Raw genomic sequence first — 24,917 nt, 5'->3', positions numbered from 1 at the left:
TTTGAACCGTATGTTCACCCCCTAGATATTGGAATTTTTTTGTAGTCAGTTTGGCTAAAATGATTCGCCGCCACCTCAGATGAGGTGGCGTTTTTTTATCTCAAGGTTCAGCACTTCCTTTACGGCTCAATGGCAATACGATATGGAAATCCGCTTTTTCTTTTTGAAGAAATGAAGCGCGACTAGGTTCATAAGCCATTAATAAAAGCATATTACAGCCTTAATTCTATCTGGAATTTGTGATCTGATCTCTCTATAATCCACAGCCAATCGATTACGCAACCGTTTACTTTTTACCCTTATAGGACTCGATCATGCTCGAAAGGCTATTTAAACTTAGTGAATATGGCACAAACGTGCGCACTGAGGTTATCGCAGGAATAACGACATTTCTCACGATGGCATACATTATCTTTGTTAACCCTGCGATCTTAGCGGATGCCGGCATGGACCGTGGTGCAGTATTTGTTGCTACGTGTCTTGCGGCGGCTATTGGCTGTTTCATCATGGGCTTTGTTGCCAACTACCCAATTGCGCAGGCTCCGGGTATGGGGTTAAACGCATTTTTTACTTACGCCGTTGTGCTCGGCATGGGATATACATGGCAAGTTGCGCTGGCGGCGGTATTCGTTTCTGGTGTGCTGTTCATTTTTCTTAGTATCTTTAAAATCCGTGAGTGGATCATCGGTTCGATTCCGATGTCATTACGAACGGGGATCTCGGCCGGTATTGGACTTTTTCTTGCCTTTATTGCCCTGAAAAATGCAGGTATTGTGGTTGATAACCCTGCAACTTTGGTTTCTGTCGGCGCAATTACTTCTCTTCCTGCTGTACTCGGTGCGATAGGTTTCTTCCTGACGATTGCTTTGGTTCATCGTGGTTTAAAGGGTGCCGTAATGATCGCGATTCTTGCGGTTACTGGCCTTGGTTTAGTGTTTGGTGACGTTCAGTGGCATGGCATTATGTCGGCACCACCAAGTATTGCGCCAACTTTTTTGCAGCTTGATTTCTCCGCCATTTTTGAAGTGGGTATGATTTCAGTGGTATTTGCGTTTCTGTTTGTCGATCTATTTGACACGGCTGGCACCTTAGTTGGTGTGGCGCAAAAGGCAGATTTGATTGGCAAAGATGGTAAAATCCCACGTCTAAATAAAGCATTGCTTGCCGATTCTACTGCTACGTCAGTCGGTGCCCTGCTAGGTACATCAAACACAACCTCTTACATTGAAAGTGTGGCGGGTGTTGCTGCTGGCGGGCGCACAGGGCTGACTGCAGTCGTTGTTGGCATTTTGTTCTTACTTGCATTATTCTTCTCGCCATTAGCTGGAATGATCCCTGCGTACGCTACGTCTGGTGCATTATTTTACGTGGCAATTTTGATGCTTTCTGGTTTGGTCAGTATTGATTGGCGCGATTTAACAGAAGCGGCTCCTGTCGTCGTTACCTGTTTATTAATGCCGCTGACATTCTCTATCGCAGAAGGTATTTCTCTTGGTTTCATTGCTTATGCGGCTATCAAACTATTTAGTGGCAAAGGGCGCAGTGTATCGATGAGTGTGTGGGTGATGTCAGCCATCTTCATCTTTAAGTATATCGCCTCTGCAATGTAATGAACGACACAGATTATTTAAATAATTAGGTTTACAACAATGAGCAATAAATTCGTTATCACTTGGGACAACATGCAGACTTACTGTCGTCAATTGGCAGAAAAACAGATGCCTGCAGAGCAATGGAAAGGTATTTGGGCGGTGAGCCGTGGTGGTCTGGTTCCTGGTGCCATATTGGCGCGTGAATTAGGTATTCGCCATGTCGATACGATTTGCATTTCAAGTTACGATCATGATCATCAGCGTGACATGACAGTGATCAAAGCACCTGAAGGTGACGGCGAAGGTTTCTTAATTGTTGAAGATTTGGTCGATAGTGGTGATACCGCACGTAAGCTACGTGAAATGTATCCTAAAGCGAAATTGATTGCGGTGTGTGCGAAGCCTTCTGGCGTAAGCTTGTTAGATGATTATGTTGTGGATATTGCTCAAGATACGTGGATTGAGCAGCCATGGGATATGACGATTCAATACGCAGAACCGATTAACCGTAAACAAAAGTAATGCTTTTCTTGCGTTTATTTGAAAATGGCCCTTTATCGGGCCATTTTTTTTATTACTATTAGAGCACCGCTCTCAATTGAATCGACTTATGTCTGAATCTAACAGCCAAAATCTTTCTGAAACCTTGTTCCAGAAACACAAGCAAGCTCAAGAAACCTCGGCATTAATTCGCTATATGCCAAGTAGCCAAGAAATTTTGGATCTTAAAAAACAACAAGAAGGGTACGTTTGGTATCGAAATCTCAGGCGTTTACAGTGGATATGGCAAGGTGTTGATCCTGTAGAGCAAGAAGAAGTTCTCGCCCGCATTGCCTCTTCGAAACATTCGCGAACCGAAGCGGATTGGTTAGATACGGTTATGGGCTATCACAGTGGTAACTGGGCATACGAGTGGACTAAGCTGGGCATGCGTCACCAAAAGCGCGCTAATGACAAGCAAGACGAAGAGGCGGCCAATGAACTTTTTTCCGCGTCGCTCTGCTTTAGCATTGCTGGTTATCCGCATCTAAAAAATGATAATTTATCCTTGCAGGCGCAGATACTGTCAAACAGCGCTTATAACGAAGCGGCCAAATTGACTCGTTATGTGATTAAGCAGATTGAAGTACCCTATAAGAACAAAAAAATAGTCGCTAATTTGCATTTGCCCAATACCGATAGGCCTCATCCGGTCGTTTTGGTTAGCGCCGGTTTAGACAGTTTGCAGACGGATATGTGGCGTTTGTTTAGAGATTATCTCGCGCCTAGAGATATTGCGATGTTAACCATTGATATGCCCTCCGTAGGTCATAGCTCCCACTGGCCCTTAACTGAAGATTCTTCATGTCTGCATCAAGCCGTACTCAATGAACTGGAAAGCTTGCCTTGGGTTGATCATCGAAAAGTGGGGCTTGTTGGATTTCGATTTGGTGGTAACTCCATGATCAGGCTCTCTTTTCTAGAGCAAGATAAAATCAAGGCTTGTGTTTCATTAGGTGCACCTATCCACGATATTTTAGCTTCGCCAGAAAAATTGAAAAAAATGCCCAAAATGTATATTGATGTGCTGGCGTCTCGTTTAGGTAAAGACGTGGTGGATATTAATAGCCTTGCTGGGTTGATGCGAGCGTGGTCACTGAAAGTGCAAGGTTTTTTAACCAGTAGGCGAACTAAAGTTCCGATTTTGGCTTTAGGATTAGAAGGTGATCCCATTTCACCCTATTCGGATAATCAATTAGTTGCAATTTTTAGTGAATATGGCAAAGCGAAACAGATAAAAAGCAAAACAATTACACAAGGATATGAGCAATCCCTCGATTTAGCGATAAAGTGGTTAGAAGATGAGCTATTTAGGTGACTTTTCTACTAAATTAGTTAAGCATGATATTGGTATGCGGTAACAAGCATATGATTAATAAAAATAATGATCGTTCTTAACATTGAAATGGAGAGTCAATATGTCAGAAATGACCCACACCCCGACTCATTATCGCTTATTGTCTGCTTTAAAAGCTATTGGACCTTATTTACGAGAAGGCCAATGTCGTGAGGATCACTACTTATTTGATTGCCTTGCGTCTTGCGTTAATGACAAAAAATCCCCAGAGAAACGAGAGTTTTGGGGCTGGTGGCTGGAACTTACTAAGAAAGAATCAGGGTTTGAGGCTAAGTATCATACAGGACGTTACAACTTGGCTGGTGCGTGGGATGCCGACGCAATTCCTAAATCCGTATTTTCTGAAGTCAAACGTACCCAAGAAGAGTTTCATGCCAAATTAGTAGCGAGTCTCTATGAGCGCTTTGAATTGAGTGTTGAGATTGCACAAGATTCCGCTGAATTCGTCTGATTTTCGTTATCCCCTTACCCTCGTGATGAAAAAGGTGCTTTTTAGCACCTTTTCTACTTGTGAATTATTGCTTTGATTGCTAAAACATCAGCTCTTATGTGTTTTCCATTTCAGAAGAAATCATGACAACGAATCAACAAAGCGGAAAAGCGGTGCAACTTCAAACAATCGTTGTGAAGCTAGGAACCAGTGTATTAACCGGTGGTACTTTGGCGTTAGATAGAGCTCATATGGTTGAGCTTGTCCGTCAATGTGCTGAACTGAAAAAGCAAGGCCACTCAGTGGTGATTGTATCGTCGGGCGCAATTGCCGCTGGTCGAGAACACTTAGGTTACCCCGCACTCCCCAACGCAATGGCTAGCAAACAGTTGCTTGCTGCGGTTGGGCAGAGTCAACTGATTCAAGCATGGGAATCTCTTTTTGCCATCTATGGGATTAAAATAGGTCAAATGCTACTGACTCGTGCCGATCTAGAAGATCGTGAGCGTTTTTTGAATGCGCGAGATACCATTAATGCTTTGGTCGAGCACGATATTATTCCTGTGGTCAACGAAAATGATGCAGTGGCAACCAGTGAAATCAAAGTGGGTGACAACGACAATTTGTCAGCCTTGGTCGGTATCTTATGTGGTGCCGATAAACTATTGCTGCTGACTGACCAAAAAGGGCTATTCACCGCAGACCCGCGTAAAGATCCTAACGCTGAACTGATTAAAGAAGTCAAAACCATTGATGATACCTTGCGTAAAATCGCTGGGGGTAGTGGTACTACGCTTGGCACCGGAGGTATGGCAACTAAGCTTCAGGCCGCTGATATTGCTCGTCGTGCAGGGATTGAAGTCATTATCGCCGCAGGGCGTGCCAGCAACGTTATTTTTGATTCTTTAAGTGATGCGCCGCAAGGCACCCGTTTCTTGCCATGTACCGAAGCGTTAGAAAACCGCAAACGCTGGATTTTAGCGGGTCCTGCCGCTTCTGGTGACATTGTCATTGATGGCGGAGCCGTCAACGCTGTAGTCGCGAATGGCAGTAGCTTATTAGCGAAAGGGGTAGTGAATGTCAGTGGTACTTTTGCACGTGGTGAAGTGGCGCGAGTAACCGATAAACAAGGCGTATTAATTGCCCGTGGCATCGCCGCTTATTCCAGCCAAGACTTAGCCAAAATCGCGGGCAAACACAGCAAAGATATCGGAGGCATTTTAGGTTACGATTATGGCTCAGAAGTCATTCATCGCGATGATCTTGTTGTGATCCAAGAATAGTAAGGAAAAGAAAGTGGATTTAACCATAATGGGTAAAGCCGCCAAACAGGCCGCTTTCCAGCTCGCTACCGTTTCAACGACACAAAAAAACAATGCATTAGCGATCATTGCCGATGAACTGGAGGCGCAGAGCGTCGCGATTTTAAAAGCGAATGCTCAAGATATCGAACTGGCCCGCCAAGCCGGGTTGAACGATGCCATGCTTGATCGCCTATTGCTCAATGAATCACGCCTGCAAGCCATTGCTAATGACGTGCGTAATGTGATTAATCTCAATGACCCTGTCGGTAGTGAAATCGATAGCCGAGTGCTTGAAAACGGATTGTCATTGTCTCGCCGCCGAGTACCGTTAGGTGTGGTGGGCGTTATTTATGAAGCGCGTCCGAATGTAACCATTGATATTGCTGCATTGTGTTTAAAAACGGGTAACGCCAGTATTTTACGGGGAGGGAAAGAGACCTTTTTCTCCAATATGGCGCTAGTCAACGTTATTCAATCGGCGCTAGAAAAAGCGCAACTTCCAGCCGCTGCGGTGCAGTATATTGAGAAACCGGATCGCGAACTGGTTTCACAGCTGCTCAAGCTTGATGAATATGTTGATATGATCATTCCGCGCGGCGGCGCTAGCCTACATAAAATGTGCAAAGAAAACAGCACCATTCCGGTGATTATTGGTGGTTTTGGCATTAGCCATATTTTTGTTGATCAGTCTGCGGATCTAGATAAATCAGTCGAGGTGATTGAAAACGCAAAAATTCAGCGCCCTTCAGCGTGCAACGCACTGGATACTTTGCTGGTTCATCAAGCGATTTCGAGTGAATTTTTGGCAAAACTGGTGCTACGACTTAATGATCAAGTGACCTTCGTTGTAGAGCCAAAAGCCCAAGCCTGCATGAGCCATGCGAAACAGTTGAGAGAGGCCGTTGAAGGCGATTTTGACACCGAATGGCTAAGTTACACTTTGGGCGTCAAAGTGGTCGATGACGTGCAGCAAGCGATTGAACATATGCGTGAACACAATGCAAGCCATTCGGATGCTATCATGACAAATGACCTATTTAATGCAGAGCTGTTTATTAATTCCGCGGGCTCTGCTGCAGTGTATGTCAATGCTTCGACGCGTTTTACCGATGGGGCTCAATTTGGTTTAGGCGCTGAAGTGGCCGTTTCGACCCAAAAATTGCACGCTCGCGGGCCGATGGGCTTAGAAGAGTTGACCAGTTACAAGTGGGTTGGCAAAGCCAATTACTTATCACGTCGTTAAGTTCTTTTCGTTATGGATAACGCAAAGTGTGGTTGTTAACAAAATAGAGATTGAAAAGGGGCTGATGCCCCTTTTGCGTTCAACTTGCGTACTAATTCCGGTACACTGATGCTCATTGCTATGGAGGTGATATGCATTGTCCTTTTTGTTCAGAGAACGACACCAAAGTGATTGATTCTCGTCTTGTCGCAGATGGCCATCAAGTGCGCCGTCGCCGTCAATGTTTGGCATGTAATGAACGTTTTACCACGTTTGAATCGGCCGAGCTCTTGATGCCAAGAGTCATCAAATCAAATGGAAATCGTGAACCGTTTAACGAAGATAAAATGGTCGGTGGTATACAGCGAGCATTAGAAAAACGCCCCGTCAGCGCCGATGCGATTGAGCTTGCAATCAGTATGATTAAATCTCAGTTGCGAGCTACTGGTGAGCGAGAAGTCCCAAGTAAAATGATTGGTAACTTGGTGATGGAGCAGCTCAAAGTACTCGATAAAGTCGCTTACATCCGCTTTGCCTCCGTGTATCGCAGTTTTGAAGATATTCGTGAGTTTGGTGAAGAAATCGCGAAGCTGGAAGATTAATCGCTTATGTTTACTCCTTTTGATTATCAAATGATGTCGCGAGCCATTGAGCTTGCCAAAGGTGGCGTTTTTACCACTCAACCTAACCCCAATGTCGGCTGCGTGATCACTCAAGGAGAGCAGATTGTTGGTGAAGGTTTTCATGCGCGTGCTGGTGAGCCGCATGCCGAAGTACACGCCTTGCGCATGGCAAACGAGCAAGCGCAAGGCGCTACCGCTTATGTCACTTTAGAGCCTTGCTCGCATCATGGCCGTACACCGCCTTGCGCTGAAGGCTTGATTAACGCCAAAGTGGCGAAAGTGATTTGCGCAATGCAAGATCCGAATCCTCAAGTCGCTGGGCGTGGTATTCAAATGTTGCGTGACGCTGGGATTGAAGTCGAAGTCGGTTTGTTAGAAGCGGATGCCATCGCGCTCAATCCGGGTTTTATTAAACGCATGACAAGTGGGATGCCCTTTGTCCAATTGAAAATGGCCGCAAGTCTTGATGGACAAACGGCACTCAATAATGGTCAGAGTCAATGGATCACTTCAGCGGCCGCGCGGCGAGATGTGCAAAAATTTCGCGCCAAAGCGGGTGGGATTTTATCGACCAGCAAAACAGTGATTGAAGATGATGCTTCATTGACTGTGCGTTGGGATGAACTGCCTCCATCAGTGCAAGTGAACTACCCACAACATCAGTTACGCCAACCAGTGCGAGTCATTCTTGACAGGCAAAACCAACTCCATGATGGTCTAAAGCTGTATCAACATTCCGGTGAAGTATTGGTGCTTGGCACTGAACATACGTCATTGCTCAATAGCAACCAGACACAATTTGAGTTAGCGGATACCTTAGCTTATTTAGCTGAGCAGTCACAAATGAATCATCTCTGGGTAGAAGCTGGTGCCACACTGGCTCGTTCACTGATCCAAGCCCAATTGGTCGATGAGATCATTTTGTACTTAGCGCCTAAAATCATGGGTAGTGATGGTCGGGGGCTATTTGGTGCTTTGGGGCTATCTTCCATGGCGGATACGCTAGAGTTAATCATCAAAGATGTACGACAAGTTGGGCCGGATATTCGGATCATTGCCGTACCTAAAATAAAAGATAAATAGCATGTTTACAGGAATTATCGAGGCGGTAGGTACACTTGCCGCGATTACACCCAAAGGTGAAGACATCAGTGTGACCGTGAAAGTCGGTCATCTTGATATGAGCGATGTCAAACTTGGTGATAGTATTGCCACAAATGGTGTCTGTTTGACCGTGGTAGATTATAACAGCACTCAATATACAGCGGATCTCTCACTAGAAACGCTCAACAAAACCGGGTTTGCTCACTATCAAGTTGGTGACAAGGTCAACCTAGAAAAAGCCATGTTGCCCACCACTCGTTTTGGTGGACACATTGTTTCTGGGCACGTTGACGGTGTTGGTGAAATCATTGAACGTAATCCCGTTGGTCGTTCGATAGAGTTTTGGGTAGCGATCCCACCGGCATTGAATAAATACGTGGCTGAAAAAGGCTCAATTACAGTAGATGGTATCAGCCTCACTGTGAATGATTTAAGAAAGAATGCCTTTAAGCTGACCATAGTGCCTCACACTTCTGCCGAAACGACCATTGATGCATTTCATGTCGGGCGTAAAGTGAATTTGGAAGTGGATGTACTCGCGCGTTATATGGAGCGTTTGCTGCAAAACCAGCAAGATGAAGAGACACCAGAGTCGAAAATTAGCTTAGCATTTTTACAACAAAATGGTTTTGCGTAAACCGCGCATTGTCCCATGCCACCACGGTCGTGGATAAATCTAAGTCAGGGACTGTGCGGAAAATAGTTCAGCGATAGGAAAATAGAGTATGCCAATAAGTACCCCGCAAGAGATCATTGAAGATATTCGTCTTGGGAAAATGGTCATTTTAATGGATGACGAAGATCGTGAGAACGAAGGTGACTTGATCATGGCCGCCGAGCACGTTACTCCTGAAGCGATTAATTTTATGGCTAAATTTGGTCGTGGCCTGATCTGCTTAACCATGACTAAAGCTCGTTGTCAGCGTTTAGGCTTGGCTCCTATGGTGCAGGATAATAATGCTCAATACACCACCAATTTTACCGTCTCGATTGAAGCGGCCGAAGGCGTAACTACCGGCATTTCAGCGGCCGATCGCGCCGTGACGGTACAAGCTGCGGTGGCGAAAGAGGCGAAAGCTTCAGACTTAGTGCAACCTGGTCACATTTTCCCACTGGCTGCACAAGAGGGGGGCGTTTTAACTCGCGCTGGGCATACGGAAGCCGGTTGTGATTTAGCGCGCCTTGCGGGATTAGAGCCCGCGTCTGTGATCGTCGAAATTTTAAATGATGATGGCACCATGGCGCGTCGCCCTGATCTTGAAGTGTTTGCCGAGCAACATGGTTTAAAACTCGGTACGATTGCTGATCTGATTGAATACCGTAACAATACAGAGACGACCATTGAGCGTGTTGCACAGTGCAAGTTGCCGACAGAATACGGTGAATTTGAACTGATCACTTACCGCGACGTGATTGATAATCAGATCCACTACGCATTGCAAAAAGGCACATTGGATGGTCAAGCGCCATTGGTGCGAGTTCATCTGCACGATACCTTTACCGATTTGCTGCGCAGTGATCGCAATGCTGAACGCAGTTGGACTTTAGATAAAGCGATGCAGCGTATCGGCCAAGAGGGCGGCGTATTGGTCATTTTAGGTAATGAAGAGTCGAGCGACTTATTGATCCATCGCGTTAAAATGTTTGAGCAACAAGACAAAGGCCAAGCGCCTACTTTAGCGAAAAAACAAGGTACTTCACGCCGTGTGGGGATTGGTTCACAAATTCTGGCGGATTTAGGTGTTCGTGATATGCGTTTACTCTCTTCAGCCAATAAAAAGTATCACGCTTTAGGCGGTTTCGGCTTGAATGTGACTGAGTATGTTTGCCAATAACGTCATCTCGTTTTAGCGCTTAGAACCTAAGGTCACATTTAAAAATACACCGTAATAAAACCAATAAAGGAAGCCCAACGCTTCCTTTATTATTTCGCTGATTAGCCGCTTGGTTTGCCGTCTAAGCCGAATTTCCATTAGATATTGCTCACAAAATTGTGCTAGAATCCGGCGATTCTCACTTGTGTATATAGTTAAAGGAAGGCTTATGAAAGTGATCGAGGGTGGTTTCCCCGCACCAAATGCAAAAATTGCTATCGTTATTTCTCGTTTCAACAGTTTTATTAACGAAAGCCTGCTTTCTGGTGCAATCGATACTTTAAAGCGTCACGGACAAGTTAGCGATGACAATATTACTGTTGTTCGCTGCCCTGGTGCTGTCGAATTACCTCTTACTGCTCAACGCGTAGCAAAAACGGGTAAATACGACGCTATCGTGTCTCTTGGCACTGTGATTCGTGGCGGTACGCCACACTTTGATTATGTGTGCAGTGAATGCAATAAAGGTTTGGCGCAAGTGTCTCTGGAATACAGCCTTCCAGTGGCATTTGGTGTTCTAACTGTTGATACCATCGATCAAGCCATTGAACGCGCGGGAACCAAGGCTGGTAACAAAGGTGCAGAAGCTGCACTAAGCGCGCTTGAGATGATTAACGTTCTTTCAGAAATCGATTCCTAATGGGGGCCAGTGTGAAACCAGCCGCACGTCGTAATGCACGTCAATTTGCGCTACAAGCAATTTATTCTTGGCAAATTACAAAAGAAAATGTTGCCACTATCGAAGAGCAATTCCTCTCGGGTGGTAAGTATGATGAAGAAGAGCATCATGCTGCTGAGCCAGCGTTAGCGGCTCCAGAAACCGACGTTGCATATTTCCGTGATCTACTCACGGGTGTAGTGCTAAGCCACACAGAGCTAGATAGCAAATTGCGTCCTTTCGTGTCTCGTCCAATGCAAGACTTAGACATGATGGAATTGGCGTTACTTCGTTTAGCCATGTACGAAATGACTCGTCGCGATGATGTGCCATATAAAGTGGTCATCAATGAGGCGATTGAGTTAGCAAAGGTATTTGCTGCTGAAGATAGCCATAAATTTGTGAATGGCGTGCTTGATAAAGCCGCCCCACATGTACGCAAAAAATAATAAGTCGTTTTAAAATAAAAGGTCAGCATTCGCTGACCTTTTTTATGACGGATCTTTCTCCGCGAAAGCCCTAAGCGATGAGAAATGATGTACATAATAAAAACTCAGGGCAGGGAATTTTTTATGTTCGGTGAATTCAATTTAATCGATACCTATTTCTCTAACCGTCAGTCACAACGTAAAGATGTCTCTCTTGCTCTAGGAGATGATTGTGCATTGGTCAAAGCACCAGAAAATGTTCGGATCGCCATCAGTACCGACACCTTAGTCGCAGGCACTCATTTTTTAACCGATGCGAATCCGGCTTGGGTGGCTCATAAAGCATTGTCATCTAACATCAGTGATCTGGCTGCGATGGGGGCAACGCCTGCTTGGGTATCGCTCGCACTCACTCTACCTAGTGTCGATGAAGCATGGCTAAAACCCTTTTGTGATGCTTTTTTCGAACTTGCGAATTACTACAATATTCAGCTAATTGGTGGGGATACAACCAAAGGACCACTGAGCATTACCTTGACAGTACAAGGTTTTGTGCCACAAGAATTGGCGCTGCTGCGCAGTGGAGCCAAAGTGGGAGATTGGGTTTACGTCACTGGCGAGCTTGGTGATAGCCAAGCAGGGCTCGATGTGATTCTTGACCCAAGCTTACGCCATAAACCTTTTGCCCAAGAGCTTGAAAAGCGTCACTATCTCTCAACGCCAAGAATTCTTGCTGGCCAAGCATTGCTTCATTTGGCTTCTTCTGCAATTGATATTTCCGATGGTTTAGTGTCTGATCTCAAACATATTTTGCATCGTTCAAATGTTGGGGTGAGTTTAGATGTCGGTGCGTTGCCTATTTCGCAAGAGCTGTTGCAGTTTGTGGGCGAGAGAAAAATAGCCCAGCAATATGCACTAACCAGCGGTGAAGAGTATGAGTTGTGTTTCACTGTTCCAGAGCATAACCGAGGTTCCATCGAAAGTGCGCTTGCTCATTGTGGTTGTAAGGTGAGTTGCATTGGCCAAATTCGCCCGCAGGGTATTTTCGAGCTCCAGCATCAAGGCAAAAAACTCAATTGGCAGTTAAGCGGCTATGATCATTTTAAGGTGAACGGATGACAAACCCTATCGCATTAATCTCATTAAAGAACCCTTGGCATCTTTTGGCCACGGGTTTTGGCAGTGGCCTATCGCCTATCGTGCCCGGCACAATGGGAACGCTTGCCTCAGTGCCTTTTTATTTGCTGTTAGTACAGCTACCTATCACTGTGTATTGTGCCGTGGTTGTGCTGGCTTGCTTGGTGGGCGTGAAAATTTGCCAAGTGACTTCTGACGACATGAAAGTGCATGACCACGGTTCGATTGTGTGGGATGAATTTGCCGGTTTTTGGATAACAATGCTAGTCGTGCCACTGTTTGAATTGCCCAGTTTAGATTGGAAATGGCTGGTGGCTGGATTCGTGCTGTTTCGCTTTTTCGATATGCTCAAACCGTGGCCGATCAGTTGGTTAGATAAACGAGTGCATGGTGGTTTGGGGATTATGCTCGATGATATCGTGGCAGGTGTTGTATCCGCGATTGCGCTGTATTGGGTCGGCTTTTGGGCGGGTTGGTTATAACATTGTCAGCGTTCAATATTGATTGACGGCTTAGACTTAGCAACAAAAAAGGTTCCTTTGGGAACCTTTTTTGTCAGTGAAGAGTTATCTGAAACAGGGTTATTCGATGCTCTGGGTATCTAAAGTTACTTTACTGTCTTGAGACTATTTTAGCTTCTCTAAGTCAGCTTCAATTTCAGCGATTTTGCTCGTGACCACTTTTTCCAAATGGCGCAAGTCAGTCAATATTTTTTGCTTCAGATCGAGATCACTCATAGGAACCGGCTTAGTGATTTTATTTAGTTCATCAATCACCAAGGTTAAATTACGGTTGATCTCCGTCACCTCTTTGTATTGATGGCTGCCGCTATCGACCAATACATTTTTTACTTGTCGAGGGTATTTAAATTTCACGCTTTTAGCGAACAGCTCGCCTTTCTGCTTATGAAAGTAAATCTTCAACACATCTTTATGGGCTTCTTGACGAAGTGAATAGCGCTCAATCTGTTTAGGATCTTGAATGCCTAAACCGGTGAGGTAGGGATACATAGGCAACCTCTATTGTATTTTGTGACACATCAATGAACCATTTCAATGTAGCAGTCCATGCTCGCCCGAGATAGTTCATCGTGATATCAATGGTTCAAGTTGTGGACCAGATCGCTTTCCTTTTCCGTTTAATTTGGCGCGAGTTCAGAAACATTTTTAATCAGCATTTCACGTAACGTGCACTCTTCTTCTTCACTCAATTTTCCGCCTTGTGAACCGGTGAGAATAAACAAGTCTTCTGCTCGTTCGCCAATGGTGGTGATTTTTGCACCATGCAGGTTAATGTTTAAGTCAGCAAATGTGGCTCCGACCGTTGCTAGCAGTCCCGGAGTATCAAGTGCGACTAATTCCATTAAGGTTCGTTTATTGCTTTTGGTGGGTAAAAAATCGACTTTAGTTTTGACTTTAAAATGTTGCAAGTTACGTGGTGTGCGGCGCAATTTCAGTTTGTTCTGCCAACCCGTTTCTAGCCCACTGAGTAGGTGTTTGATCAACGATGGGTGACACTCTTCGTCAATTGCATGGCCGTTTTGATCCAGTACCATGAAGGTATCAAGGACGTAGCCATCTTTACTCGACATGATCTGCGCATCATGAACATTGAGATTTCGACGGTCCAGTTCAGCAACCACAGTTGCAAAGAGGGCGGGTTGATCTTTAGTATAAACAAACAATTCAGTGCCGCCACGAGTGGCTTTTTTGCTCATCAGGATCAGCGGTTGGCTTGGGTCGCTATGTTTGAGTAGGTGCTCACAATGCCAAGCGATCTGCTTGTGAGTGTGACGCAAAAAGTAATCGGCTTTAAAGCGCTGCCAAAGCACTTCAATTTCACGTGCGCTGTAGCCTTCTTTACGAAGCAATGCTGATGCCATTTGTTGGTTGTGGCGAATGCGATCGCGCACATCTACCGGGTTTTCAAGCCCACGCCTAAGTGCCCGCTGTGTTGAGTGATATAGCTCTGCCAGCAAGGTGCGTTTCCAACTGTTCCAAAGCTCAGGGTTAGTAGCGCAGATGTCCGCGACAGTTAGGCAAACAAGATGTTCGAGATACTCTTCATCGCGCACTTTTTTTGCAAATTCGGTAATGACATCTGGGTCGTAAATGTCGCGTCTTTGCGCCGTTACCGACATCAAGAGGTGGTTTTGTACCAGCCAAGAGACTAATTTTGCTTCAGGTTTTGATAAACCGTGTTCAATACAAAAATCATAGGCTTCTACCGCACCGATTTCAGAGTGATCGCCGCCACGCCCTTTGGCAATGTCGTGAAAAATAGCGGCCAGAATCAGCATCTCCTTTTTCTGGAGACGTGGGTAGACTTCACAACAGATGGGGTGTTTATCGTGATTTTGTGCGTAGCTAAAGGTATTGATGTGTTTGAGAAGACGAATGCTGTGTTCATCGACCGTATAAACATGGAATAGGTCGAACTGCATTTGTCCAACAATTTGGCTCCATTGGGGAAGATAAGCGGCGAGCACGCCTAATTTATGCATCAGGCTGAACGCACGATGTAGTGCGTTAGGGTGACGTACCAATGCCATGAATTTTTCACGCGCTTCGGGAATGGTGTGTAGGAATTTATTGAGCCGCCTTCTGGCTGTACGCAACTGGCGCATGGTTGTGGGCGCAACGCTTTCGATGCTGGAATCATTGGCGATATGAATAAACATATCTAAGATCGTTTCAGGGCGAGCTTGGAAAAGCGCTGGTTTACGAGCTTCTATTAAGTTGCCACGACGTTGAAAATCATCATCTAAAATTTCTGCCACGGCTTCTTCGCCGTTATTGAGTATGGCTTGATCAAACAGACGCAAGAGCATTTTGTTGAGTTCCGCAACACGACGTAGAGTACGGTAGAACTCTTTCATCATCATCTCGACTGCGCGATTTCCTTCACCAGTAAAGCCCAGATGTTCTGCCACTTGAGCTTGATGAGCAAAAATAAGCCGATTGTCATAGCGTTTTAATTCAATGTGCAGCGCAAAGCGCACACGCCATAAAAAGTCTTGGCACTCTACTAGCTCACGATATTCAGCATCAGTTAAAAAACCAAAACGACTCATTTCAAGCAGTGATGTTGCACCAAAGTGGCGTCTAGCCACCCAGCTTAAAGTATGAATGTCTCTTAAGCCTCCAGGAGTCGATTTGATATCGGGTTCAAGGTTATAAGTGGTGTCATGGTAACGAGCGTGTCGGTCGCGCTGCTCTTGAATTTTGGCGCGGTAAAAGGTTTCGCTTGGCCAAAACGATTCGGAATGAATCAACATCTTGAGTTTATAAAATGTCTCTTCGCTACCACATAATAGCCGAGCTTCTTGTAAGTTTGTCGCGACGGTTAAATCTTCACGGCCAATTTCAGCGCACTGCTGCACGGTACGCACGGCATGGCCCACTTCTAAACGCAAATCCCACAACAAGGTAATGAATTCGCTAATTTTACTGCCGAGTTCAGCGGGTAAAGTATGATTGGAGACGACCAGAATATCGATATCTGAAAGAGGATGAAGTTCACCGCGGCCATAGCCTCCGACGGCCACTAAACTGATGTCTGGAACCTGCGAAAATGAATAATGTTCCCATAACCTGTAGAGCAGTTGGTCCATATATTCAGAGCGGCCTAATACCAGGTCGTTGACCGGATGGTGGTGCAAAAATTGATGTTTCTGATACTGAGTGAACTGTTCAAGTTGTTGTTTAAGCTCGCCGATAGTGAGTTGTGTGTCAGTAAAGGTGAGGGGAGACTGAAAAGGCATAACGGCAATCCATGCTGGTGATATGTCACAACGTAGACTGACTGTATCAAATCACTGCAGATAAAAAAATATCCCTGCAAGAGGGATATTGATTGATAAGGTTTTGGTTCGATGTAATTAGGCGTTATGCATCAGACGCGGAATGGTTTCTTCTTCACGCAGCGTCAGCACTTCACAGCCAGTGGCGGTAACCAAAATGGTGTGTTCCCACTGCGCTGAGTTTTTGCCATCGGCAGTGTAAACCGTCCAATTGTCTTCATCATCAAGGCGGCAACCAAATTTACCCGCATTAATCATTGGCTCGATAGTGAAAATCATCCCTTCACGCAGTACGGTCCTGTCGCCGTTTTTATAGTGAACCACTTGTGGTTCTTCATGAAATTGAGCGCCAATACCGTGGCCGCAATAATCTTTCACAATCGAAAATTTAAGACGTGGGTTATTTTTATTATTGGTTTTAATGTGTTTTTCGATCGCAGTACCAATTTCACCCAATTGAACACCGGGTTTGACCTTCTTCATGCCGATATAAAGACACTCTTGCGCAACAAGACATAGGCGCTTATCTGCTGGCGACACTTCACCGACAAAGAACATCTTTGAGGTATCACCGTGGTAGCCATCTTTAATAACCGTGATATCAATGTTCAGAATATCACCCTCTTTCAGTACCGCTGGACGCTGTAATTGCCCATACTGCGTATCTTGAGTTGCCGGAATACCGTGACAAACAATGTGATTGATAGAGGTACAGATCGATTTAGGAAAACCGTGGTAATTCAATGGTGCTGGAATAGCTTGCTGTACTTCAGTGATGTACTTGTGGCAGATCTGGTTAAGTTCTTCAGTGGTGATGCCCACTTTTACATGCGGTTCAATCATCTCAAGGACATCGGCAGCCAGTTTACCCGCGACGCGCATTTTGGCTATTTCTTCAGCAGTTTTGATTTTTACAGACATCGGCTTTCTCTATGCATTAATTCTTAAGCACTTAACTGTGCGAATGGGCGTTATTCTAGCAGTGCATGGATGAATCGCAAGGGATCCCTGTCGGTAAGTAAGAATTGTTTGCATAACTACAGCTTACCTAAGCCATGATGTGTCGTATTTTTTTCTAGCCAGAGAAAGGCTAAATATGGTATAAAGCGCGCCGGAATCGAAGTGCGTTTTCTTCTGAAATGACGAAGCCCACCTTCCTTTCTAAACACATTATCTTTAAATCACACACATTCCGACACGTGTTCCGGGGTGCTCCAACAATAAAACTATCGGCAACAACCGAATAGATGTTAGGGGTCGGATACATGGGGAATGTGGAGGCCTAACCCCATAGAGGATTTTTAAATGGCAACTGTATCAATGCGCGACATGCTAAAAGCTGGTGTTCACTTCGGTCACCAGACTCGTTACTGGAACCCAAAAATGAAGCCATTCATTTTTGGTGCTCGTAGCCGTGTTCACATCATCAACTTAGAAAAAACTGTTCCTATGTTCAACGAAGCTCTAGCTGAGCTACAAAAAGTTGGCGAGAAAAAAGGTAAAGTTCTTTTCGTTGGTACTAAACGCGCAGCATCTGAAGCTGTTAAAGAAGCGGCTATCGCAAGCAACCAATTCTACGTTAACAACCGCTGGTTGGGCGGCATGCTAACTAACTGGAAAACTGTTCGTCAGTCAATCAAGCGTCTAAAAGAGCTTGAAATTCAAGCAACAGATGGCACTTTTGATAAGCTAACTAAGAAAGAAGCTCTAATGCGTACTCGTGAAATGGAGAAGCTAGAGAAATCTCTTGGTGGTATCAAAGATATGGGCGGTCTACCTGACGCACTATTCGTTATCGATGCAGATCACGAGCACATTGCAGTTAAAGAAGCAAACAACCTAGGTATCCCAGTTTACGCTGTTGTTGATACTAACTCTAACCCAGATGGCGTTGACTACATTATCCCTGGTAACGACGACGCAATCCGTGCAATCCAGCTTTACCTAAATGCTGTTGCAGAAACGGTTAACGAAGGTCGTAACAAAGATGCAGCTGCACTTGCTGCTGCAAAAGACGGTTTCGTAGAAGCAGAATAATAGCGGCTCTGAGTCACACTTGATTATATGTGTCACACGATTGATGCATTGAACAAGTTATAGTTAGCATCAGGGGCCAAACAATCGGCCCCTGATTTTTACCACCAGAATCAACTGAGGAATAGAGAATGGCAACTGTAACTGCTGCTCTAGTAAAAGAACTGCGCGAGCGTACTGGCGCAGGTATGATGGAATGTAAAAAAGCGCTTGTAGAAGCAAACGCTGACATCGAACTAGCAATTGAAAACATGCGCAAAAGCGGCGCAGCTAAAGCAGCGAAAAAAGCAGGTAACATCGCAGCTGAAGGTACTATCCTAATTAAAGAAGCTGATGGTTTTGCAGCACTTCTAGAAGTGAACTGCCAAACTGACTTCGTAGCAAAAGACTCAAGCTTCCTAGCGTTCGCTAACGAAGTTCTAGCGGTTGCACTTGCTGAGCGTCTAGATATCGCAGCACTTCAAGCTAAATTTGAAGAAGCGCGTATTGCTCTTGTTGCTAAAATTGGTGAAAACATCACTATCCGTCGCGTTCATTACATCGAAGGCGCTAAAGTAGGTTCATACCGCCATGGCGACCGTATCGGTGTTGTGGTTGCTGGTGAAGCGGATGAAGAGACCATCAAACACGTAGCAATGCACGTTGCTGCTGCAAAACCTGAGTACGTGAACCCTGAAGATGTACCAGCAGAAGTTGTGGCTAAAGAGCGTGAAATCCAAATCGAAATCGCAATGCAATCTGGCAAGCCAGCAGCAATTGCTGAGAAAATGGTTGAAGGCCGCATGACTAAGTTCACAGGTGAGGTATCACTTACTGGTCAAGCGTTCATCATGGATCCTTCTCAAACTGTTGGCGCAATGCTGAAAGCTAAAGGCGCAACCGTTACTAACTTCGTACGTCTAGAAGTTGGTGAAGGTATTGAGAAAGCTCAAGAACTTAGCTTCGCTGAAGAAGTTGCAATGGTTCAAAAAGGTTAATCCTAGCGATTTTGCCTAAAAAGAGACCGTAGCCAAGGCTGCGGTCTTTTTACGAATGGCATATTGAGACTAATTGTGATGATTTAGAATTCAGTATTCAGTTTTAAATCATGACTGTTAATTAACAACTCTCTATTTGGAAGGTAAGCTCCATGACTACGAACCCTAAACCAGCCTATCAACGTATCCTGTTAAAACTTAGCGGTGAAGCGCTACAAGGCGAAGAAGGTTTTGGTATTGATCCTGCGGTGTTAGATCGCATGGCACAGGAAGTAAAAGAACTGGTTGAACTGGGTGTTCAAGTGGGTGTTGTCATCGGCGGCGGTAACTTATTCCGTGGCGCAGGTCTTGCTGAGGCGGGCATGAACCGTGTTGTGGGCGACCACATGGGAATGCTGGCAACCGTAATGAATGGTTTGGCAATGCGTGATGCTTTGCACCGTGCTTATGTGAATGCGCGCGTGATGTCTGCCATTCCTCTTAAAGGTGTGTGTGACGATTACAATTGGGCCGATGCTATCAGCCAACTACGTCAAGGCCGTGTTGTGATCTTCTCAGCGGGTACTGGTAACCCATTCTTCACAACTGATTCTGCTGCCTGTTTGCGCGGTATTGAAATTGAAGCGGATGTGGTTCTAAAAGCGACAAAAGTAGATGGCGTATTTAGTGCAGACCCAGTGGCAAACCCAGACGCAGAACTGTATGATAAGCTGTCTTATACAACCGTGCTTGAAAAAGAGCTAAAAGTGATGGACTTGGCCGCGTTTACGCTAGCGCGTGACCATAAAATGCCAATCCGCGTATTTAATATGAACAAACCGGGCGCACTACGTCGCGTGGTAATGGGTGAAGCGGAAGGTACACTAATTAGCACCGCTGACTAATCACTCCAAAACAAAAAAACAAGTAGGTGATATTTGTGATTAACGAAATCAAGAAAGACGCTCAAGAGCGTATGGATAAGAGCGTAGATGCCCTGAAAAACAACCTTTCTAAGGTACGTACTGGTCGCGCTCACCCAAGTTTACTCTCCGGCATTTCTGTCGATTACTATGGTGCTTCGACACCGCTGAATCAAATCGCTAACGTTGTAGCTGAAGATGCACGTACTCTCGCGATCACTGTTTTTGATAAAGAGTTGACGCCAAAAGTTGAAAAAGCGATTTTGATGTCTGATTTGGGTCTAAACCCAATGTCTGCAGGTACGGTTATTCGTGTACCACTGCCACCACTGACCGAAGAACGTCGTCGTAATTTGGTGAAAATTGTTCGTGGTGAAGCCGAAGGTGGTCGCGTTGCGGTTCGCAACATTCGTCGTGATGCCAATGGCGACTTAAAAGCTCTACTGAAAGATAAAGAAATCTCTGAAGACGAAGATCATAAAGCGCAAGAAGAGATTCAAAAACTTACCGATGTAGCGATTAAGAGAATTGATGAAGTTCTTGCTGCAAAAGAAAAAGAGTTAATGGAAGTTTAATTCGCTCTTTTTAGCCTTTCTAAAACGCTGTGCTCACAGTGCAGCGTTTTTTTATGCTATTTTGCCCTATCAGTTTGGTAATCAATTAATTTCTTATGCAAAACTCATCCCTCTCATCTGATGTATTACCCCAACACATCGCAATCATTATGGACGGAAATGGCCGTTGGGCTAAAGCACAAGGTAAACCTCGTGTATTTGGCCATAAGAATGGTGTAGCAGCGGTCCGAAGAACGATTTCTACTGCAGCGAAATTGGGTATTAAAGCCGTTACTTTGTTTGCCTTTAGCAGTGAAAATTGGCGGCGTCCGGAAGCTGAAGTGGGCGTGTTGATGGAGTTATTTATTACTGTGCTATCCACAGAAGTAAAAAAGCTGCATAAGAACAATCTGCGTCTTAGAGTCATTGGTGATAAAACACGTTTTAGCTCACGCTTACAAACAAAAATCGCTCAGGCAGAAGAGTTAACCTCATCAAACAGTGGCATGGTCGTTAATATCGCCGCAAACTATGGCGGAAAATGGGATATCACAGAAGCAATGCGCTCTATCGCGCTCAAAGTGGCGAGCGGTGAGCTTTCTCCTGATCAGATTGACGAGACGCTGATTACACAGTCGCTAACGATGTCTGATATTCCTGAAGTGGATTTGCTCATTCGTACCAGCGGTGAATGTCGTATTAGTAATTTTATGTTGTGGCAATTGGCCTATGCAGAGATGTACTTTACGCCGATTTACTGGCCTGAGTTTGGTGAAGAAAGTTTAATTGAAGCAGTGACTTGGTTTGTTAACCGTGAACGCCGTTTTGGCTGCACAGGGGAACAGGTTAAGGCATTGATGGAACAGAAATAAAGGATCCATTAGTTTGAAGCAACGAATTATCACGGCGCTCATATTAGCTCCACTGGTGATGCTGGGCATTTTTGAACTGCCACTCCCCCTATTTATGGCCGTTTTGGCCCTTGTGGCGCTCGTCGGTGTATGGGAATGGACGCAGTTTATCGATTCGACATCTAGGTACCTGGCGCTGTTACCCGCCATTATCATTGGTGGAGCAAGTTACCTACTGATTTCCCCTGATGCCGTTAGCCTAGCCAACATGAACTCGAATCACTATGTGATATTAAGTGTTGGGGTGGCTTGGTGGCTGTTTTCTAGCTTTTTAGCTATTACCTATCCTAAATCCCGTCCATGGTGGGAAAAATCCAATCTACTTAGGCACCTTTTTGGTGTGCTTACGCTACTTCCTTTTTTCTGGAGCGTCCTTTTTTTACGCGCAGAAGCCTTTTTGAGTGAGCCATACCACGGTGCTAAGTTGGTGCTATTTGTCTGCTTAATTGTTTGGGCTGCAGACAGTGGCGCTTATTTTGCGGGCAAAAGTTTTGGTAAGCACAAAATGGCACCAGCAGTCAGTCCAAATAAAACCATTGAAGGGTTGATTGGTGGCATTATTACGGCATTGATTGTGGCGTGGTTTACTGCTGATTGGTTTGATATCCGGTTTACAAACACGCTGTCGATGGTCGGTATTACATTAGCGACTGTGATTATCTCTGTGCTCGGTGATCTGGTCGAAAGTATGTTTAAGCGCGTTTCAGGAATTAAAGACAGCAGTAATATTATTCCTGGGCATGGCGGCGTTTTGGATCGTATCGATAGCCTGACGGCTGCATTTCCTGTTTTTGCTCTACTGTATTTCATTTTCTAATGCTTGGGTTAAGCTGTCTTACCTCAATCTTAATTCACGGTTGTTGCTATGCGTAAGTTAACGATTCTCGGGGCCACAGGTTCAATTGGGGCAAGCACATTAAAAGTCGTGGCTCAAAATCCCGAACACTTTTCCGTTGTGGCTTTAGCCGCGGGAAATAATGTCAATAAAATGCGTGAGCTATGCCAGCGTTGGCAGCCAGTTTATGCGGTAATGGCAAACCAAAAGGCGGCGGATGAGCTTTTAGCTCAATTGCAGTCACTGAACTTAAAAACAACCGTATTATTTGGTGAAGACGCCATGTGCCACGTCGCCGCATTAGATGAGGTGGATACGGTGATGGCGGCGATTGTTGGTGCGGCAGGTTTGTTACCAACCATGGCTGCGGTAAAGGCAGGCAAGCGTGTTTTGCTGGCAAACAAAGAAGCCTTGGTGATGTCTGGCCAATTGTTTATTGATGCGGTCGAAAAACACGGTGCGGAATTGCTCCCTGTCGATAGTGAACATAACGCGATTTTTCAATGCTTACCCCCTGAAATTCAAGGCTCTTTGGGTCGCTGTGATTTACAAGAACATGGTGTGCAACATATTCTGCTCACGGGTTCTGGCGGCCCTTTTCGCTATAGTGATTTATCCTCGTTAGCTGATGTTTCACCACAGCAAGCGATTGCTCATCCTAACTGGTCGATGGGGCCGAAAATTTCGGTTGATTCCGCTACCATGATGAACAAAGGTTTGGAATATATTGAAGCTAAGTGGCTGTTTAATGCATCGAAACAGCAATTAAAAGTGTTAATCCACCCACAATCGGTGATCCACTCTATGGTGCAGTACCGCGATGGTTCGGTGCTTGCGCAAATGGGGGAACCCGATATGTCCACGCCAATTGCTTTAACTCTCTCTTATCCAGAACGCATTACTGCGGGTGTTCCGGCACTGGATTTTACCAAATTAAGTAATTTGAGTTTTATGGATGTGGACTACGAGCGTTATCCTTGTTTGGGATTGGCGATTGATGCTTGCTATCAAGGGCAACATGCCACCACCTCTTTAAATGCAGCCAACGAAATAGCCGTTGAAGCTTTTTTAAATAAGCAAATTCGTTTTACCGATATCGCACAAGTTAATGAACGTGTATTGTCAAAAGTGTGTGCAGCACATACTCGGTTACATTGCTATGACTTGGAAAGCTTGTTAGAGCTCGATAGAATGGCGCGCACTATTGCCCAGCAAATCATACAAGAGCATTTATTATGAGTGGTATTTTGTGGAATTTCGTCTCTTTCATCATTGCGTTAGGTATATTGGTTGCTGTGCATGAATTTGGTCATTTTTGGGTAGCACGTCGCTGCGGAATTAAAGTCGAAAAATTTTCCATTGGCTTTGGTAAATCACTTTGGAGCCGAGTAGCCAAAGATGGCACCGAGTACAACCTCTCAATTATTCCTCTCGGCGGCTACGTTAAAATGCTCGATAGCCGTGTTGATGATGTTCCAGCTGAATTAAAACCCTTAGCTTTTGACCAAAAACCATTGTGGAAACGTGTCGCGGTCGTGAGTGCTGGGCCTGCTTTTAACTTTTTCTTCGCCATTTTTGCCTATTGGCTCGTGTTCTTAATTGGTGTTCCAGCGGTAAAACCTGTGATTGGCGAAATTGCCCCGCAATCGATCGCCGCTCAAGCGGGTTTAGAGTCAGGAATGCAGATCAAAGCAGTCTCAGGAGTGAATACCTTAGATTGGGAATCGGTCAATATGGGGCTGATTAGCCATATTGGTGATGAACAATTAACGCTCACCGTCGGAACCAATAATGAAATTGGTGTGGATGAAATCAAAACATTAGATATCCGTTCTTGGAACTTTAACCCAGAAACAGAGTCTGCTATGGGAGCGTTGGGTTTTAAACCATTTGTCCCTGAAATATCGCTGACGCTAACCAATGTTTCTCAAGGCAGCGCCGGAGAGAAGGCCGGGTTAGAAGTTGGCGACACCTTGATCGAAGCCAACGGTGCGAAGATAAACCATTGGCAGCAAGTTGTGGAGTTGATACAAAGCCATCCCAATCAGCCAGTTTCATTGGTTGTTGTGCGTGATGAACAACGCTTGACTATCGAGCTTACGCCTGACGTTCGTGAGTTACCGCAAGGCAAAACGATAGGTTTTGCGGGAATCGCTCCTAAAGTCGCAGAATGGCCGGAAAGTTATCGATTTGAGCTGCAATATGGTGTATTTGAATCAGTCGGAAAAGCGGTTGAAAAAACACAGCAAGTGATCAACTTAACCGTCAGCATGTTGAAAAAACTGGTGGTCGGTGATGTGGGGTTGAATAATCTGAGTGGGCCGATTTCGATTGCCAAAGGAGCAGGAACTACCGCTGACTATGGTTTGGTCTATTTCTTGGGTTTTCTGGCTCTGATTAGTGTCAACTTAGGCATTATCAATCTAGTACCACTGCCAATGTTAGATGGCGGACACTTACTGTTTTTTGCAATTGAAGCCGTTATTCGTCGTCCTGTCCCAGAGAAGATTCAAGAAATGGGATACCGAATTGGTGGGGCGATCATCTTTTCTTTGATGGCTGTGGCAATATTTAATGATTTTAGTCGCCTGTGATTTGTAACCATTAGGCAGAAGTTGTAGCAAGGAATAACA

Annotated in this window: 25 protein-coding genes; 22 read left to right on the top strand and 3 right to left on the bottom strand. The window is 45.1% G+C overall.

What is annotated here, in order from left to right:
* Nucleotides 1-314 precede the first annotated feature (314 nt).
* From AACQ17_RS06085 to pgpA, 14 genes are all read left to right on the top strand, one after another.
* A complete protein-coding gene (locus AACQ17_RS06085; protein ID WP_019282317.1) occupies nucleotides 315-1,610 on the top strand; it encodes an NCS2 family permease in 1,296 nt (431 codons plus the stop codon).
* Nucleotides 1,611-1,649: 39 nt separating this feature from the next.
* The gene (gene tet(34) / locus AACQ17_RS06080; RefSeq protein ID WP_010320141.1) at nucleotides 1,650-2,114 is read left to right on the top strand and encodes an oxytetracycline resistance phosphoribosyltransferase domain-containing protein Tet(34); all 465 of its coding nucleotides are present in this window, start codon (nucleotides 1,650-1,652) and stop codon (nucleotides 2,112-2,114) included.
* An 88-nt stretch (nucleotides 2,115-2,202) separates the two neighbouring features.
* Nucleotides 2,203-3,450: an esterase FrsA gene (gene frsA, locus AACQ17_RS06075; protein WP_094166235.1), complete on the top strand. Its 1,248-nt coding sequence runs from the start codon at nucleotides 2,203-2,205 to the stop codon at nucleotides 3,448-3,450.
* A 100-nt stretch (nucleotides 3,451-3,550) separates the two neighbouring features.
* Entirely contained in the window at nucleotides 3,551-3,940 is a 390-nt protein-coding gene (gene crl, locus AACQ17_RS06070) for a sigma factor-binding protein Crl (protein WP_026027640.1), read from the top strand.
* A 122-nt stretch (nucleotides 3,941-4,062) separates the two neighbouring features.
* A complete protein-coding gene (proB, locus tag AACQ17_RS06065; protein ID WP_038148735.1) occupies nucleotides 4,063-5,202 on the top strand; it encodes a glutamate 5-kinase in 1,140 nt (379 codons plus the stop codon).
* A 13-nt stretch (nucleotides 5,203-5,215) separates the two neighbouring features.
* Nucleotides 5,216-6,466, top strand: a complete 1,251-nt coding sequence (locus AACQ17_RS06060) for a glutamate-5-semialdehyde dehydrogenase (RefSeq protein ID WP_094147261.1) — start codon at nucleotides 5,216-5,218, stop codon at nucleotides 6,464-6,466.
* Nucleotides 6,467-6,597: 131 nt separating this feature from the next.
* A complete protein-coding gene (gene nrdR, locus AACQ17_RS06055; RefSeq protein WP_010320136.1) occupies nucleotides 6,598-7,047 on the top strand; it encodes a transcriptional regulator NrdR in 450 nt (149 codons plus the stop codon).
* Between the two features lie 6 nt (nucleotides 7,048-7,053).
* The gene (ribD, locus tag AACQ17_RS06050) at nucleotides 7,054-8,151 is read left to right on the top strand and encodes a bifunctional diaminohydroxyphosphoribosylaminopyrimidine deaminase/5-amino-6-(5-phosphoribosylamino)uracil reductase RibD (RefSeq protein WP_017046594.1); all 1,098 of its coding nucleotides are present in this window, start codon (nucleotides 7,054-7,056) and stop codon (nucleotides 8,149-8,151) included.
* Between the two features lies 1 nt (nucleotide 8,152).
* A complete protein-coding gene (locus AACQ17_RS06045; RefSeq protein ID WP_010320134.1) occupies nucleotides 8,153-8,809 on the top strand; it encodes a riboflavin synthase in 657 nt (218 codons plus the stop codon).
* A gap of 88 nt (nucleotides 8,810-8,897) precedes the next feature.
* Nucleotides 8,898-10,007 (top strand): bifunctional 3,4-dihydroxy-2-butanone-4-phosphate synthase/GTP cyclohydrolase II, encoded by a 1,110-nt coding sequence (ribBA, locus tag AACQ17_RS06040; RefSeq protein WP_013856195.1) that lies wholly within the window; start codon nucleotides 8,898-8,900, stop codon nucleotides 10,005-10,007.
* Nucleotides 10,008-10,215: 208 nt separating this feature from the next.
* On the top strand, nucleotides 10,216-10,686 hold the full coding sequence (gene ribH / locus AACQ17_RS06035) for a 6,7-dimethyl-8-ribityllumazine synthase (protein WP_026027639.1): 471 nt from the start codon (nucleotides 10,216-10,218) through the stop codon (nucleotides 10,684-10,686).
* A complete protein-coding gene (gene nusB / locus AACQ17_RS06030) occupies nucleotides 10,686-11,153 on the top strand; it encodes a transcription antitermination factor NusB (protein WP_013856197.1) in 468 nt (155 codons plus the stop codon). Before ribH ends, nusB begins: the two co-directional genes overlap by 1 nt.
* Nucleotides 11,154-11,276: 123 nt before the next feature.
* Nucleotides 11,277-12,251 carry a thiamine-phosphate kinase gene (gene thiL, locus AACQ17_RS06025; RefSeq protein WP_029189876.1) on the top strand — a complete coding sequence of 325 codons (975 nt, stop codon included), beginning with the start codon at nucleotides 11,277-11,279 and terminating at the stop codon, nucleotides 12,249-12,251.
* On the top strand, nucleotides 12,248-12,751 hold the full coding sequence (gene pgpA, locus AACQ17_RS06020; RefSeq protein WP_047689286.1) for a phosphatidylglycerophosphatase A: 504 nt from the start codon (nucleotides 12,248-12,250) through the stop codon (nucleotides 12,749-12,751). The genes thiL and pgpA overlap by 4 nt, the downstream gene beginning before the upstream one ends.
* Before the next feature lie 144 nt (nucleotides 12,752-12,895).
* On the opposite strand, the gene AACQ17_RS06015 is transcribed toward pgpA, so the two are convergent.
* The 3 genes from AACQ17_RS06015 to map all read right to left on the bottom strand — a co-directional run bounded on the left by AACQ17_RS06015 (nucleotide 12,896) and on the right by map (nucleotide 16,992).
* Nucleotides 12,896-13,279 (bottom strand): DUF3461 family protein, encoded by a 384-nt coding sequence (locus AACQ17_RS06015; RefSeq protein WP_026027637.1) that lies wholly within the window; start codon nucleotides 13,277-13,279, stop codon nucleotides 12,896-12,898.
* A 128-nt stretch (nucleotides 13,280-13,407) separates the two neighbouring features.
* Nucleotides 13,408-16,032: a bifunctional uridylyltransferase/uridylyl-removing protein GlnD gene (glnD, locus tag AACQ17_RS06010; protein WP_017046598.1), complete on the bottom strand. Its 2,625-nt coding sequence runs from the start codon at nucleotides 16,030-16,032 to the stop codon at nucleotides 13,408-13,410.
* A gap of 117 nt (nucleotides 16,033-16,149) precedes the next feature.
* Complete coding sequence (map, locus tag AACQ17_RS06005) at nucleotides 16,150-16,992, bottom strand: type I methionyl aminopeptidase (protein WP_094147260.1); 843 nt, start codon at nucleotides 16,990-16,992, stop codon at nucleotides 16,150-16,152.
* A 384-nt stretch (nucleotides 16,993-17,376) separates the two neighbouring features.
* On the opposite strand from map, the gene rpsB reads away from it, so the two are divergent.
* The 8 genes from rpsB to rseP all read left to right on the top strand — a co-directional run bounded on the left by rpsB (nucleotide 17,377) and on the right by rseP (nucleotide 24,878).
* Nucleotides 17,377-18,108 carry a 30S ribosomal protein S2 gene (gene rpsB, locus AACQ17_RS06000; RefSeq protein WP_013856204.1) on the top strand — a complete coding sequence of 244 codons (732 nt, stop codon included), beginning with the start codon at nucleotides 17,377-17,379 and terminating at the stop codon, nucleotides 18,106-18,108.
* 128 nt (nucleotides 18,109-18,236) lie between these two features.
* Nucleotides 18,237-19,082, top strand: a complete 846-nt coding sequence (tsf, locus tag AACQ17_RS05995) for a translation elongation factor Ts (RefSeq protein ID WP_013856205.1) — start codon at nucleotides 18,237-18,239, stop codon at nucleotides 19,080-19,082.
* A gap of 152 nt (nucleotides 19,083-19,234) precedes the next feature.
* Entirely contained in the window at nucleotides 19,235-19,966 is a 732-nt protein-coding gene (pyrH, locus tag AACQ17_RS05990; RefSeq protein ID WP_010320123.1) for a UMP kinase, read from the top strand.
* 35 nt (nucleotides 19,967-20,001) lie between these two features.
* Nucleotides 20,002-20,559, top strand: a complete 558-nt coding sequence (gene frr, locus AACQ17_RS05985) for a ribosome recycling factor (protein WP_010320122.1) — start codon at nucleotides 20,002-20,004, stop codon at nucleotides 20,557-20,559.
* A 95-nt stretch (nucleotides 20,560-20,654) separates the two neighbouring features.
* Nucleotides 20,655-21,410 carry an isoprenyl transferase gene (locus AACQ17_RS05980; protein WP_094147259.1) on the top strand — a complete coding sequence of 252 codons (756 nt, stop codon included), beginning with the start codon at nucleotides 20,655-20,657 and terminating at the stop codon, nucleotides 21,408-21,410.
* A 13-nt stretch (nucleotides 21,411-21,423) separates the two neighbouring features.
* Nucleotides 21,424-22,266 carry a phosphatidate cytidylyltransferase gene (locus tag AACQ17_RS05975; protein ID WP_017047317.1) on the top strand — a complete coding sequence of 281 codons (843 nt, stop codon included), beginning with the start codon at nucleotides 21,424-21,426 and terminating at the stop codon, nucleotides 22,264-22,266.
* A 48-nt stretch (nucleotides 22,267-22,314) separates the two neighbouring features.
* Nucleotides 22,315-23,523: a 1-deoxy-D-xylulose-5-phosphate reductoisomerase gene (ispC, locus tag AACQ17_RS05970; RefSeq protein WP_094124761.1), complete on the top strand. Its 1,209-nt coding sequence runs from the start codon at nucleotides 22,315-22,317 to the stop codon at nucleotides 23,521-23,523.
* A complete protein-coding gene (gene rseP, locus AACQ17_RS05965; protein ID WP_013856210.1) occupies nucleotides 23,520-24,878 on the top strand; it encodes a sigma E protease regulator RseP in 1,359 nt (452 codons plus the stop codon). Before ispC ends, rseP begins: the two co-directional genes overlap by 4 nt.
* The last annotated feature ends 39 nt before the right edge of the window (nucleotides 24,879-24,917 follow it).

The sequence above is a fragment of the Vibrio sp. V10_P2A27P122 genome (genome assembly GCF_963874335.1).
Taxonomy (GTDB): domain Bacteria; phylum Pseudomonadota; class Gammaproteobacteria; order Enterobacterales; family Vibrionaceae; genus Vibrio; species Vibrio anguillarum.
Note: the sequence above shows the minus strand (reverse complement) of the source record. Positions and strands in the feature narration are given on the sequence as shown.

Excerpts from the sequence above, each read along its gene's own strand:
- ribH (WP_026027639.1), top strand. The coding sequence starts at position 10,216 with ATGAAAGTGATCGAGGGTGGTTTCCCCGCACCAAATGCAAAAATTGCT.
- nrdR (WP_010320136.1), top strand. The coding sequence starts at position 6,598 with ATGCATTGTCCTTTTTGTTCAGAGAACGACACCAAAGTGATTGATTCT.
- glnD (WP_017046598.1), bottom strand. The coding sequence starts at position 16,032 with ATGCCTTTTCAGTCTCCCCTCACCTTTACTGACACACAACTCACTATC.
- frsA (WP_094166235.1), top strand. The coding sequence starts at position 2,203 with ATGTCTGAATCTAACAGCCAAAATCTTTCTGAAACCTTGTTCCAGAAA.
- AACQ17_RS06085 (WP_019282317.1), top strand. The coding sequence starts at position 315 with ATGCTCGAAAGGCTATTTAAACTTAGTGAATATGGCACAAACGTGCGC.
- AACQ17_RS06015 (WP_026027637.1), bottom strand. The coding sequence starts at position 13,279 with ATGTATCCCTACCTCACCGGTTTAGGCATTCAAGATCCTAAACAGATT.
- ispC (WP_094124761.1), top strand. The coding sequence starts at position 22,315 with ATGCGTAAGTTAACGATTCTCGGGGCCACAGGTTCAATTGGGGCAAGC.
- AACQ17_RS05980 (WP_094147259.1), top strand. The coding sequence starts at position 20,655 with ATGCAAAACTCATCCCTCTCATCTGATGTATTACCCCAACACATCGCA.
- proB (WP_038148735.1), top strand. The coding sequence starts at position 4,063 with ATGACAACGAATCAACAAAGCGGAAAAGCGGTGCAACTTCAAACAATC.
- ribBA (WP_013856195.1), top strand. The coding sequence starts at position 8,898 with ATGCCAATAAGTACCCCGCAAGAGATCATTGAAGATATTCGTCTTGGG.
- tsf (WP_013856205.1), top strand. The coding sequence starts at position 18,237 with ATGGCAACTGTAACTGCTGCTCTAGTAAAAGAACTGCGCGAGCGTACT.
- rseP (WP_013856210.1), top strand. The coding sequence starts at position 23,520 with ATGAGTGGTATTTTGTGGAATTTCGTCTCTTTCATCATTGCGTTAGGT.
- AACQ17_RS06045 (WP_010320134.1), top strand. The coding sequence starts at position 8,153 with ATGTTTACAGGAATTATCGAGGCGGTAGGTACACTTGCCGCGATTACA.
- crl (WP_026027640.1), top strand. The coding sequence starts at position 3,551 with ATGTCAGAAATGACCCACACCCCGACTCATTATCGCTTATTGTCTGCT.
- thiL (WP_029189876.1), top strand. The coding sequence starts at position 11,277 with ATGTTCGGTGAATTCAATTTAATCGATACCTATTTCTCTAACCGTCAG.
- pyrH (WP_010320123.1), top strand. The coding sequence starts at position 19,235 with ATGACTACGAACCCTAAACCAGCCTATCAACGTATCCTGTTAAAACTT.
- map (WP_094147260.1), bottom strand. The coding sequence starts at position 16,992 with ATGTCTGTAAAAATCAAAACTGCTGAAGAAATAGCCAAAATGCGCGTC.
- nusB (WP_013856197.1), top strand. The coding sequence starts at position 10,686 with ATGGGGGCCAGTGTGAAACCAGCCGCACGTCGTAATGCACGTCAATTT.
- rpsB (WP_013856204.1), top strand. The coding sequence starts at position 17,377 with ATGGCAACTGTATCAATGCGCGACATGCTAAAAGCTGGTGTTCACTTC.
- pgpA (WP_047689286.1), top strand. The coding sequence starts at position 12,248 with ATGACAAACCCTATCGCATTAATCTCATTAAAGAACCCTTGGCATCTT.
- ribD (WP_017046594.1), top strand. The coding sequence starts at position 7,054 with ATGTTTACTCCTTTTGATTATCAAATGATGTCGCGAGCCATTGAGCTT.